This is a genomic window from Pseudoglutamicibacter cumminsii, assembly GCF_016907775.1.
Taxonomy (GTDB): domain Bacteria; phylum Actinomycetota; class Actinomycetes; order Actinomycetales; family Micrococcaceae; genus Pseudoglutamicibacter; species Pseudoglutamicibacter cumminsii.
This window is the reverse complement of sequence record NZ_JAFBCO010000001.1, coordinates 1329545-1341154: the sequence shown is the minus strand read 5'-3', so window position 1 is coordinate 1341154 and position 11610 is coordinate 1329545. Positions and strand designations below refer to the sequence as shown.

At 59.9% G+C, this 11610-nt stretch carries 14 protein-coding genes and 1 tRNA gene; 6 read left to right on the top strand and 9 right to left on the bottom strand.

Annotation, left to right across the window (positions count from 1 at the left end; genetic code table 11):
- Nucleotide 1 precedes the first annotated feature (1 nt).
- From ispF to JOD50_RS06115, 3 genes are read right to left on the bottom strand one after another with little or no spacing between them, the layout of a single operon-like run.
- The gene (ispF, locus tag JOD50_RS06125; protein ID WP_239541751.1) at nt 2–493 is read right to left on the bottom strand and encodes a 2-C-methyl-D-erythritol 2,4-cyclodiphosphate synthase; all 492 of its coding nucleotides are present in this window, start codon (nt 491–493) and stop codon (nt 2–4) included.
- 43 nt (nt 494–536) lie between these two features.
- Complete coding sequence (gene ispD / locus JOD50_RS06120; protein ID WP_285331228.1) at nt 537–1304, bottom strand: 2-C-methyl-D-erythritol 4-phosphate cytidylyltransferase; 768 nt, start codon at nt 1302–1304, stop codon at nt 537–539.
- Nucleotides 1305–1335: 31 nt separating this feature from the next.
- A complete protein-coding gene (locus JOD50_RS06115; RefSeq protein ID WP_101629931.1) occupies nt 1336–1836 on the bottom strand; it encodes a CarD family transcriptional regulator in 501 nt (166 codons plus the stop codon).
- 326 nt (nt 1837–2162) lie between these two features.
- Between JOD50_RS06115 and JOD50_RS06110 the strand changes: the two genes are divergently transcribed.
- Nucleotides 2163–2723: a hypothetical protein gene (locus JOD50_RS06110; protein WP_204880815.1), complete on the top strand. Its 561-nt coding sequence runs from the start codon at nt 2163–2165 to the stop codon at nt 2721–2723.
- Nucleotides 2724–2911: 188 nt separating this feature from the next.
- Here the strand turns inward: JOD50_RS06110 and JOD50_RS06105 are convergent, their stop codons facing one another.
- Nucleotides 2912–3592, bottom strand: a complete 681-nt coding sequence (locus JOD50_RS06105) for a response regulator transcription factor (protein ID WP_101629929.1) — start codon at nt 3590–3592, stop codon at nt 2912–2914.
- A 10-nt stretch (nt 3593–3602) separates the two neighbouring features.
- Nucleotides 3603–4796, bottom strand: coding sequence for an ATP-binding protein (locus JOD50_RS06100; protein WP_180754706.1), 1194 nt, complete (start codon nt 4794–4796; stop codon nt 3603–3605).
- 197 nt (nt 4797–4993) lie between these two features.
- Here JOD50_RS06100 and phoU point away from each other — a divergent pair, with 197 nt between their 5' ends.
- The gene (phoU, locus tag JOD50_RS06095) at nt 4994–5662 is read left to right on the top strand and encodes a phosphate signaling complex protein PhoU (RefSeq protein ID WP_101629928.1); all 669 of its coding nucleotides are present in this window, start codon (nt 4994–4996) and stop codon (nt 5660–5662) included.
- A gap of 102 nt (nt 5663–5764) precedes the next feature.
- Here the strand turns inward: phoU and JOD50_RS06090 are convergent, their stop codons facing one another.
- Nucleotides 5765–6508, bottom strand: a complete 744-nt coding sequence (locus tag JOD50_RS06090; protein ID WP_101629927.1) for a phosphoglyceromutase — start codon at nt 6506–6508, stop codon at nt 5765–5767.
- A gap of 89 nt (nt 6509–6597) precedes the next feature.
- Nucleotides 6598–6954: a DUF2516 family protein gene (locus JOD50_RS06085; protein ID WP_204880814.1), complete on the bottom strand. Its 357-nt coding sequence runs from the start codon at nt 6952–6954 to the stop codon at nt 6598–6600.
- A gap of 145 nt (nt 6955–7099) precedes the next feature.
- On the opposite strand from JOD50_RS06085, the gene tmk reads away from it, so the two are divergent.
- From tmk to JOD50_RS06065, 4 genes are all read left to right on the top strand, one after another.
- Nucleotides 7100–7783 carry a dTMP kinase gene (tmk, locus tag JOD50_RS06080; protein WP_204880813.1) on the top strand — a complete coding sequence of 228 codons (684 nt, stop codon included), beginning with the start codon at nt 7100–7102 and terminating at the stop codon, nt 7781–7783.
- Entirely contained in the window at nt 7780–8949 is a 1170-nt protein-coding gene (locus JOD50_RS06075; protein WP_204880812.1) for a DNA polymerase III subunit delta', read from the top strand. Before tmk ends, JOD50_RS06075 begins: the two co-directional genes overlap by 4 nt.
- A 72-nt stretch (nt 8950–9021) precedes the next feature.
- Nucleotides 9022–10584, top strand: a complete 1563-nt coding sequence (locus JOD50_RS06070; protein ID WP_204880811.1) for an alpha/beta fold hydrolase — start codon at nt 9022–9024, stop codon at nt 10582–10584.
- Nucleotides 10585–10695: 111 nt separating this feature from the next.
- Nucleotides 10696–10768: transfer RNA gene (locus tag JOD50_RS06065), tRNA-Thr, on the top strand.
- Between the two features lie 73 nt (nt 10769–10841).
- On the opposite strand, the gene JOD50_RS06060 is transcribed toward JOD50_RS06065, so the two are convergent.
- Nucleotides 10842–11327: a hypothetical protein gene (locus tag JOD50_RS06060; protein ID WP_101629922.1), complete on the bottom strand. Its 486-nt coding sequence runs from the start codon at nt 11325–11327 to the stop codon at nt 10842–10844.
- Between the two features lie 75 nt (nt 11328–11402).
- The gene (locus JOD50_RS06055; RefSeq protein WP_101629921.1) at nt 11403–11606 is read right to left on the bottom strand and encodes a YbdD/YjiX family protein; all 204 of its coding nucleotides are present in this window, start codon (nt 11604–11606) and stop codon (nt 11403–11405) included.
- Between the last annotated feature and the right edge of the window lie 4 nt (nt 11607–11610).

Genomic DNA, 11610 nt, shown 5'->3' with positions numbered 1-11610 from the left:
CCTATCTGTTCGGGGTCGGATACACCCACGCGACGGCGCGAGCCGAAATGCCCTCACCGGCGCCTTCAAAGCCCAACCCATCCGAGGTCGACGCCGCAACAGCTACCGGAGCGCCCAAGGCTTCCGACAAAACCCGGTTCGCTTCCTCGCGACGCTTGGCGAAACGCGGGCGGTTGCCCACGAACTGAACCGAGACATTGCCGACTGTGAAACCGGCTTCCGCAACAAGCCTCGCGGCCTCACGCACCAACGTCACACCGGACGCCCCCGCGAACTCAGGACGATCAGTACCAAACTGAGTACCCAAGTCACCCAAACCAGACGCAGCAAACAACGCATCACACACAGCGTGTGCGACCGCATCGCCATCAGAATGGCCACTCAAACGACGCTCACCCGGCCACTCAAGCCCAGCCAACATCAGCGGCAACGCGTCAGGCGCGGAAGGATCCTCATCCGAAAACGCATGAACATCAAAACCCAAACCAACCATCGGCAAGCACCCTGCCGGGAACGGTGCGCCCACTTCTTGCGTCTCACTCACGGTTCTCATCCTTCTCTTCTGCATCTTCGGTTGCTGCCGCGACGCCTTCAGCCGCGACAATGCCTTCAGCTATAGCAACATCACGCGGGTGCGTGACCTTCAACGCCCGCTCATCCCCATCGACCACAGCGACCCTGAAACCGGCCTGTTCAAGCAAGCCCGCATCGTCGCTGGCATCGCGACCAACCGACTCACGGTGCACCCGGCGCAGCGTCTCAGCGACAAAACCCTGCGGAGTCTGTACCGCGCGCAACGACGAACGTTCCGGAGTGTTCACCACGACGCCGTCCGCATCAACGATCTTGTACGTATCCACCGCCGGTAGGCCCGGAACCACACCATCTAGATCCGCGCCTGAGCGTAGCCGGTCAACGACGCGTTCAAAGAGTGAGGCCGGCGCGAAGGCTCGGGCGACATCGTGAACCACAACGAAACGCGCATCGTGCACCTCAGCAAGGCCAGCGGCAACCGACTCCTGACGCGTGGCTCCACCAGGAACCGTTGAAAGTGCAACGCCGTCAACCGCAGGATGCGCGGCGACCAACTCGGCGACGCGGACGTCCGACGGCGGAGTCACCACAACAACCTGCCGCGCGAGCCGCGGGTCAACCACAACATCCAAACAATGCTCAACCAGGCTCCGGCCAGCAACCGCCGCCAAAGCCTTAGGCATACCGGCCTTTAAACGCGTACCGGAGCCCGCCGCCACCACCACGATGGCTACAGACTCCGATGTACGCTCAGCCGGAAGATGAGTCACATGACGCGACATTCAACCCCCGTATGAAAACTTAGGCCTTTGCCTTACGCTTGCCGGACAGCACGTCATCCAGAACAACCTCGGCCTCTTCCTCAGTCAGCTTCTTAGCAAGAGCCAACTCCGAGGTCAGGATGGTGCGTGCCTTAGCCAGCATGCGCTTCTCACCAGCCGAAAGGCCGCGGTCGTTCTCACGACGCCACAAGTCACGCACAACCTCAGCAACCTTATTCACGTCGCCAGAAGCCAGCTTCTCCAAGTTCGCCTTATAACGGCGAGACCAGTTAGCAGGTTCTTCCACATCCTGAGCCTGCAACACCTCGAAAACGTGCTCAAGCTCGTCACGGTCCACAACGTCACGGACGCCAACCAGATCCACATTCTCAGCGGGGACCTCAATCACCAAGTCGCCCTGTGCAACCCGAAGCTTGAGGTACATCTTCTCCTCGCCCCGGATGGTGCGCATCTTAATTTCTTCAATCGTGGCAGCACCGTGATGTGGGTAAACGACCGTCTCTCCGACGTCAAAAATCATGCGGATAAACCCCTTTCTAGATATCTAGAATAACATGACTAACCCTGCGTCAGGCCGGAGATCCCCGTAAACATAAGGGAAACAAGCCATAACGGCTCAAATGTGAGTACCTCAAAATGAGCGTGAGACAGCTCTCAAATATGGTCTGAACAGCTCGCTTTCAAGCACCCGCGAGAGCCCTAAAACGCGAGCACTTTGTCACCAACACACACCCAAAGCCGCGGGAACCACTCAAACACGATAGAATCGCAGGAGGCGGTGGTCTGCTTGCACCCTTAAATGAGCAAACAACCGCGCAGATGACTCATTGATGAGGAGCGAATTTCGTGAAACTTCCCGTGAAGGCCCGCATCCGTCGCGCCGCCTCGGGCGCCGCACTTGCCGCGCTTGCGCTCACCGCTACCGGCTGCGCCGCGATCAACGACCAGGCAACCACCTACCAGTACGACCCATCAGACGGCGTCTCCGCACACGTCGGCGACGTCTCCATCCAGAACCTGATGCTCGTCACCAACGGCGCTGACCAGCAGGCCCGCTACATCGGCACCATCCTAAACAAGGGCGACACCTCTGCCGACCTGACCCTCGAGTTCGGTAGCAGCAGCGTGGACACCTCGGTCGAAGCAGGCAACAAGATGCGCCTCGAAGACGACAAGTACGCCAGCACCTTCACGGTCCCAGGCGACACCAACAAGGAAGCCGACAAGGGGACCTACCCAGGCCAGCAGGTCCTGGTGACCTTCAAGAGCGGCGGCAACAGCACGACCGCCAAGGTCCCGGTAGTCGACGGCACCCTGCCTGAATACGCCGACTACGTCCCAGGCGGCCACGACGCATCCCGCAGCGACCACCTCAAGCCTTCCGAGAAGGCAGAGCACGGCCACTAAAACTGCAGCCTCACTAAGGCTGTAGCGTCACTAAGACTGCAGCATCACTAAGACTTCGGCCTGGCCCGAGCTAGCGGCAGGGTTTGGCGCAACAAACGGTGTGGGCCGGACACTCAAGCGAGTGTCCGGCCCACACCGTTTAAGACAGGCCCAACGCGCTCAGAGGCCCTGCGCTGAGGCCTCCAAATTTAGGCCTCGAACTTATAGCCCAAGCCACGCACCGTCACCAGGTGAACAGGCGAGCCGGGCTCCTCCTCAATCTTGGCGCGCAGACGCTTCACATGCACATCAAGCGTCTTCGTATCGCCCACATAATCCGAGCCCCACACACGGTCAATCAGCTGCCCGCGCGTCATCACACGCCCCGCATTACGCAACAACATCTCAAGAAGCTCAAACTCCTTGAGTGGCATCTGCACGCGCTCACCGCGCACCGTCACCACATGCCGCTCGACATCCATCCGGACCGGGCCAGCCTGCACCGTCGTCGAAATCAGCTCCTCAGCCTCACCCTGACGACGCAAAACAGCCCTGATACGAGCCAGCAATTCACGCGACGAGTACGGCTTAGTCACATAGTCATCAGCGCCCAGCTCAAGACCCACGACCTTATCGATCTCAGAGTCCTTAGCCGTCAACATGATGATCGGGACGTTAGAACGCTGCCTCAACTGACGGCACACCTCAGTTCCCGGGAGCCCCGGAAGCATCAGGTCCAACAGGACAAGGTCGGCACCATGCAGGTCAAACTCCTGAACAGCGGTTTCCCCGTCAGCAGCGACCGCGGCATCAAATCCCTCGCGTTCCAAAAGAAAATGGAGCGGATCGGAGAGCGACTCCTCATCCTCCACAATCAGAATGCGTGTCACCGTGCTGTACTCACTTTCCCTCAACGCTCGAGGTTTCCTCGAGGCTAGAACCTGACGAGGAAACACTCTGGGCTTCCTCACTTTCTAGACGCGGCAAGCGCAACGTGAACGTCGAGCCCTGGCCCGTCTGCGACCACAAGGTCACCTCGCCACCATGGCTCTCCATGACATGCCGCACGATACTCAGACCCAACCCGCTACCACCAGTCGAGCGGGCACGAGCCGAATCAAGCCTGTAGAAACGCTCAAACACGCGTTCCTGCTCATCAGCCGGAATACCCGGCCCCTGGTCAGTCACCGTAACCGACACCAACCCATTGCGATCAGTGATACCGACACCGACCGTCGTCCCCTCAGGGGAATACCTGATCGCATTATCGATCAAGTTCCGCACCGCGGTCATCAACAAGTCCGACTCACCGTAAACAATCGCGTTCTTGACGCCACCGATCTTGATATCGATGTTCTTCTCACCCGCGATCAAAGCGGTACGATCCACGGCCTCGCTCACAAGCTTGGACATATCGACTTCTTCACCGGCCTGCACAACGTCAGCAGACTGCAAACGCGAAAGCTCGATGATGTCCTGAACCAAAGCCGCAAGACGCTGCGATTCCTTCGCCAGACGCTTGGTGAAGTGGCGGACAGCAACCTCGTCGTCAGCCGCGCTCTCGATGGCTTCAGCCAACAGACCGACCGCACCCACCGGAGTCTTCAACTCGTGAGACACGTTCGCGACAAAGTCACGGCGCATCGTAGCGGTACGCGTGATTTCCGTGCGGTCATCCGCGAGGATCAAAATATGTTCGCCACCCAGCGGCGCCATACGAACATGCACCACGATGAACCCCTGCCCCACAGGGCCACGCGGAAGCTCAAACTCGCCTTCACGAACCACGCCGTCGCGGCGGACCTTCGCGATCATCTTCACGATGTCCTCATGCACCAACGTGTGGCCACGCACCAAGCCATACGCGTACGCCGAAGGATTCGCCCGCACCACGCCGTCGACCTCATCGACCAAAACGTAAGCACGACCAATAACCCCTAAGACTTCAGCCGCTCCATCCGGCAAGTCTGGAGTATCGTCAGCGAGCTGGAGAACCCTGCCACGCTGCGATGCGTTATAAGCAAGGACTCCGCCCACACCAATGAGCAGGCCGACGAGGCCTGCAATCACGGCAATGAGTTGCGTATTGTCCACACTAAGAGCCTAACCCTGGAAAACTAGACAACAACCAGAGAATAGACTTCCCAACAACCTGTTCACCTGATGTTCATGTAACGCCTACCGCCCCGATACTTAGTAGGGCGAAGATAGTTCATAGTCCCCCACATGTGCCCAGTGTCAGCCACACTGCCCCGGCATATGTCTGACAATCGAGAGGAACACCCGCAACCGTGCGCAAAGTCTTCCAAGCAGAGCTGACGTCCATCGGCGAAGGCCTCATCACCATGTCCCACCGCGTTGCAACCGCAATGGAACAGGCATGGGAGGCATTCACCACCCAAGACACCGAACTAGCGCAGGAAGTCATCGCAGGCGACGCTCGCATCGACTTCATGCAGAACGAACTGGACGAGCGCGCCATCGACGTCCTCGCACTCCAGGGCCCAGTCGCATCCGACCTCCGCATGATCGTCGGATCCCTGCGCATGTCTGCATCCCTCGAGCGCATGGGCGATCTCGCTCGCCACATCGCCCAGCTGGCCCGCCTCCGCTTCCCTAACGCGGTAGCTCCAGAAAGCATCGTCCCGACCTTCGCCGACATGGCTAAGCTCGACATCGAACTGGCACACATGCTCGGCGACCTGCTCGACACCCGTGACCTGAGCCTCGCACGCCAGATCATCGAAAAGAACCGCAAGATCGACGAGCTGCACTCCTCCGTGTTCCGCGCAGTTGCTTCCCCTGAATGGGATGCAAGCGCCGAAACCACCGCGGACGTAACCCTGACCTCCCGCTACCTCGAGCGCTTCGGCGACCACGGCGTTTCCGTAACCCGCAAGGTCACCTACCTCGTGACCGGCGAATGGGAGCCAGAGTCCGTCGACCTGCCATTCAACTAAGCGGCACACGGCGACAACTTACACCGCAGCAACCGTTCGCGGCATAGATTTGGGCCCGGTACCTGCAACAGGTACCGGGCCCAAATCTATTGACGGTTCGTCTTACTTCTTACCCTGGTTCGCAACGTTCGCGATCTCAGCGGCTGCCGCATCGGGATCAAGGTACGTACCACCTGGGTTGACCGGCTTGAGGTTCTCATCGAGCTCGTATACCAGCGGGATACCCGTTGGGATGTTGAGCTTGGCGATGTCCTCATCCGAGATGCCATCCAAGTGCTTGACCAACGCACGCAACGAGTTACCGTGCGCGGTCACCAAAACAGTCTTTTCTGCCTTCAGGTCCGGAACAATCTGCTCAGTCCAGTACGGCAGCAGGCGCTCGAGAACCTGCTCGAGGCACTCGGTGCGAGGCATCGAAACGAGGTCGGCGTAGCGCGGGTCATTCGCCTGCGAGAACGGAGAATCGTCATCGAGCTCCGGCGGCGGAGTGTCGTAAGAGCGGCGCCAGGTCATGAACTGTTCCTCACCGAACTGCTCCAGAACCTCAGCCTTATTCTTACCCTGCAACGCACCGTAGTGGCGCTCGTTGAGACGCCATGAACGCTTGACCGGGATCCACACGTGATCCGCGGCTTCCAAAGCGATGTTGGACGTCACGATGGCGCGTGTCAGAAGCGACGTGTGAAGAATGTCAGGCAGGTTGCCGGTCTCCTTGAGCAGCTCACCGCCACGCTTAGCTTCCGCACGCCCCTTCTCAGTCAACGTCACGTCATACCAGCCAGTGAACAAGTTCTTCTCGTTCCACTCGCTCTGACCGTGCCGAAGCAAAATCAGCTTATAAGTCATGATCCGCCTTTCATCCTCGCGGGAGCGAGGTGCCTAACTGACGAGGTGTTTAGATGACGATGGGTTTAGATAACGATGGGCGCTACGGCTTAATACGATCCGTACCCGTTCTTGCCGGACACGTTAGGGCGAACACCTGCTAGGTACACGCCGGTGAAGACCGCGGAAGCCAAGATCAGGATCATTCCGAACCCGCCTGCACCCAGGATGCCTGCCGCGAAGGCCGTGCCCATGAGGGCGCTCACTCCGCTGATGCAGGAAAGACCTGTTAGGAGCGCGGCTGCCGCAAGGACTCCCGCCCATGCGCCTTTAGACATCCTGCTGAAGACACGGAAACGATCCGCAGGATGCCCGAGGCAGTCCAGGAGTGCGATCAGCGCGAGAACGAAGATGATTCCGTCGATCACAACGGAAATCACGAATTCGGTCATGAGAGCCCAAGTCATGTGCACCATTCTATGTGGTCTTGCCCGCCCCGCCGGAGGCTACAGGGCCGTGTTACCAACCTTTAGTCTCGAGCTACCTCAATTTGCTGACCTCTGATCACCTGGACACCGGTAGGGTCCCCTCTACAACGGTAGGGTTAAGGGCATGCAGGGAGATTCAACGCAGCAACCCCGGAACCTCTCCGGTGTATTCATCGTGTTCGAGGGAGGCGACGGCACCGGCAAGTCGACCCAGGCCCGGCTCCTCGCCGAAAGTCTGCGTTCAGCCGGCCTCCGCGTTGAGACGACCCGCGAGCCAGGCGGAACACCCGTCTCCGAAGCCCTGCGCGGCATCGTGCTTGACCCGACCTACGCGCCGATGGACCCCATCACTGAAGCGCTGATCTACGCGGCGGCGCGTTCAGCTCACGTCAACGACAAGATCCTGCCGTGGCTACGCGACGGATCGGTCGTGATCTCTGACCGCTTCCTCGACTCCTCTCTCGCATATCAAGGTGCCGGCCGAGGACTCGGACTCGAAACGGTTTCCGCGATCAACGCGCCCGCTGTCCGCGGGCTGAAACCTGACCTCACCATCGTGCTCACGATGCCGGTAGCGGATTCACGCGCACGGCAAGGTGAGCGGGGAACCAGCGACCGCATCGAAGCTGAATCCGACGAGTTCCACGGGACACTCATGGAGGAGTTTGAGCGCATCGCGGCCCTGGATCCGCAGCGTTACCTTGTCATCGATGCGCGGGCCAGCATCGAGGACATTGCGCAGCAAATCTATGCGGCGGCCGCCCCGCTTCTAGACGGGATGCCCCGTAGCGCTGGGGAGAACGCATGAGCGTGTGGAAAGACCTCCCGGGGCAAGAGCGCGTTATTGAACAACTGCAACGAGCGGCAACCGGCGGTGCAATGACCCACGCGTGGCTCATGACCGGACCGCCCGGTTCCGGCCGAACCAACGCCGCCAGGGCTTTCGCCGCGGCACTTGAATGCGAACAACCGGACCCCTCGGCAAAGGGATGCGGTGAATGCCAGGCTTGCCGCACCGTGCTCGCAGGAACCCACCCCGACGTCAGCATGGTCACCACAGAAAACGTGACCTACTCGATTGAGGACGTCCGACACCTCATCAATACCGCGCATGACCGACCCGCGACCGGCCGGTGGCGCATCATCATCGTCGAAGACGCCGACCGCATGACGGAACGCACAACCAACGTCTTGCTGAAAGCGATCGAAGAACCGCCCCCACACACCGTGTGGATCCTGTGCGCGCCATCGCCCGCGGATGTTTTGATCACTATCCGTTCCCGTTGCCGCAACGTCACGTTGCGCATCCCAGATAACGCCGATGTTGCGGAACTTTTGGTGCGCAGGGACGGGCTGACGCCGGAGCAAGCAGAATTCGCGGCGCGGGTGTCTCAGGGCCACATCGGTGTCGCTCGGCGGCTTGCTCGCGACGAGGGTGCCCGGCAGCGGCGCGAAGACATCGTGAATACGCCGTTCAGAGCCAATAACATCGCTAACGCGATGGCCGCGGCGGCTCATTTCGTTGAGATCGCAACGGCGGAAGCGACGGCCTCGGTTGAAGAACGCACGCAATCAGATGAGGCGGCGTTGCGGGAAACGTTCGGCCTCTCCCCCGAGGAATCGATCCCACGGCAGTTGCGGTCAGAGTTCAAACGCCTTGCCGACGCCGCTAAACGCCGCGGCCGGCGAGGAACCACAGACTCGATAGACCGGGCACTGATCGATCTGACAACGTTCTTCCGCGACGTTTTGACGATCCAGCTCGGGACAGACCAAGAGCTCGTCAACGCACACCTGACACCGCAACTGACCCAGTACGCGACCGCGACCAATCCAGGCCATTCGGTAGCCGCGATCGACCACATCGCGACCGCGCGCGAACGAATCGCCGGTAATGTGAGTCCACAGGTAGCAATCGAAGCGCTCATGGCCGCGATCATTGTCAACCCACGCGGGCGTACCGTTGCCCGGTAATAAGCAGGCCGATAACAAGCCGCTTAGTAATCACAAGACCTACCCCCAACCGTCGACAACAGCGAGGACACCGTGACTTCCCCACACAAGACCCGTCGTGAGCCCCGACGCCTCACCATGTTCGGTGCAGCGGCCGCCGCCATTGCGTTGACCCTGACAGCGTGCGGTGGTGGCGCATCCAAGCCTGCCCCAGCCGACCCATCGAGCGCTTCCGAATCAGCCGAGGCAAGCAACGAGGGGCTCAAGTCTTTCTACGAGCAGAAGATCGACTGGAAGAACTGCGACGACTTCGAATGCGGCGAACTCACAGTTCCTTTGAACTATGAGAAGCCGGACGAGGGTTCCATCACGCTCGCGCTGATCCGCGCGAAGGCAACCGAGAAATCAGAACGCAGCCTCGTTGTTAACCCTGGCGGGCCGGGCGGCTCGGGCGTCAACATGGTCAAAGACTCAGCCACCATGATGTTCTCGCGTACCCTCCTCAAGAACTACGACATCGTAGGTTTCGATCCGCGCGGTGTGGGCCAATCCACGTCCGTGAACTGCTTCACGGACGAAGACCGTGACCAGCAGATGTCCGATTCACGCATGCCGAGCAACGACGATAAGAGCGTTGACGAAATCAAGAAAGCCGCAGAAGCCGATGTGGTCAAGTGCAAGCAGAAAACTAAGCCGGAAGAACTTCTGAGCCAGATCACGACGCCGAACTCCGCACACGACATGGATATCCTCCGCGCGGCGCTGGGCGAAGAGAAGCTCGATTACCTCGGTTATTCGTACGGCACCAAGCTTGGAGCCCAGTACTTGTCGATGTTCCCGGGCAACGCTGGACGCATGGTGCTCGATGCGGCGATGGACCCATCGCTTGGCATTGAAGAGGTCGCGTTGGATCAGGCGAAGTCCTTCGAAGAGAGCCTGGACCATTACCTGGAGTCGTGCGCTCAGCAAACAAACTGCTGGTTCGATGGTGATGTTGCGGATGGCCGTAAGAAGCTCACCTACTGGATCAACGAGTGGGATGCCAAGCCGCTCAAGATCGATGATGGCCGCCAGCTCACCGGTGCCGCCGCGTTCGAAGCGATCCTCTTGCCGATGTACGAGCCGGCTGCCCACGAGATGCTAACTGAGGCGCTGAACCTTGCGATCAAGCAGAAGGACCCATCGGGCCTGGTGTTCTTGTGGGATCTTTCGAACGACCGCGAGATGGACGGAACTTACAGGACCAACTCGAGCGAGGCATTCCGCGCTTACAACTGCATGGACTACAAGCTCCCGGAGCTCACCGAGGAGTCGCGTCAAGAATCCCGCAAGAAGTTCGCTAAGGAAGCTCCGTTCTATGGGGAGGCACTCAGCGAGAGCGATGGTTGTGCCGGCTGGCCTAACGCCGGTGCAGCCGCGCAGGATAAGTTCACGGTGTCTGACGAGATCCCGCCAGTTTTGGTGGTTGGCACCAAGCACGACCCTGCAACCCCGTACCACTGGGCTGAGAGCCTGCAGAAGCAGCTTCCAGGTTCGACCCTGCTCACCTGGGACGGATGGGGCCACACCGCTTACGGACGTTCCAACATGTGCGTTACAGCGGGCGTCGACAAGTACCTGACCCAGGGGGAAATGCCGAGCAAAACTTCGTGCTAGCAACTGTTAGCAACTGAAGGGTTGCGGACTCGTTTTGACCGCGGCGCTGTGAACCGATAGAGTTTCGACTCGTGGCATGCACCTTTGTGTATGCCGGCGGTTCACCGCCAGGCCTCCTTAGCTCAGTCGGTAGAGCGTTTCACTCGTAATGAAAAGGTCGCCGGTTCGATTCCGGCAGGGGGCTCTCACAGAAAGGTTCGGGGCCGTACCAGTATTGGTGCGGCCCCGAACCTTTTGCATTGCTTATTGAGCTTTATCTATGTCCCTTGCAGCGCTTCTTGCAGGGCGGTTTCCGCCTTGCTGATCTGAGAGTCCACTGCCCCGCTCTTACGGTCCAGGTTCTCTTGCGCCACGGAGAGGCACCCGGCTTCCGAAGCTTCCGTTGCTGTGCCCCAGCCGAGCATCGCCGCAGACTGCGCGAGCGTCGCCGCGTGTGTGGCCGCTTTGGTGAGCGCGTTGTGGACATCCATCGCTGCCGCAGGAACGTGGTCCCCCGACGACGGGAACGCGGCGTGCGCTCTACGTGCCACCTCACGTACGCGGTCAAGATGGTCGCCCACCTCGTCCGCGTACGTGAGGATCACGCTATACGCGCTGTCGGATTGAGCCTGCTCCAGAACCTGGTGCATGCGGTCTACCGCGCGCCGAAACCGCCAATAGTCGGAGCGCCACACGCCCTCGCCCAGCTCTTTAGTGTCCTTGCGGTCGGGGTTCCCGAACATGCTTTTGAAAAACTCACGCATGCACCCAAGATAGCTGGTTTGAGCGTGCTAAGCCTCAACGGCAGCGGCTCAGCAACTGTGGTCAGCGGTAGCCGCTCAGCAACAGCGAGCTCCAGGGTTTTTGTCCTGGAAGTCGTGGTACTGGCGCCACCAGTCTTTCTCGCTGAGCGGCTCCTCGCCCGGATGTGCCCGGCGAAAATGCTCAACGTAGCGCTGGTACTTATCTGCACCGACGACACCGCTGAAGTAGCGGCCGGACTTCCGGAGGAACTCAGTTACTGATGCGATGACCTGGCTCATGAGA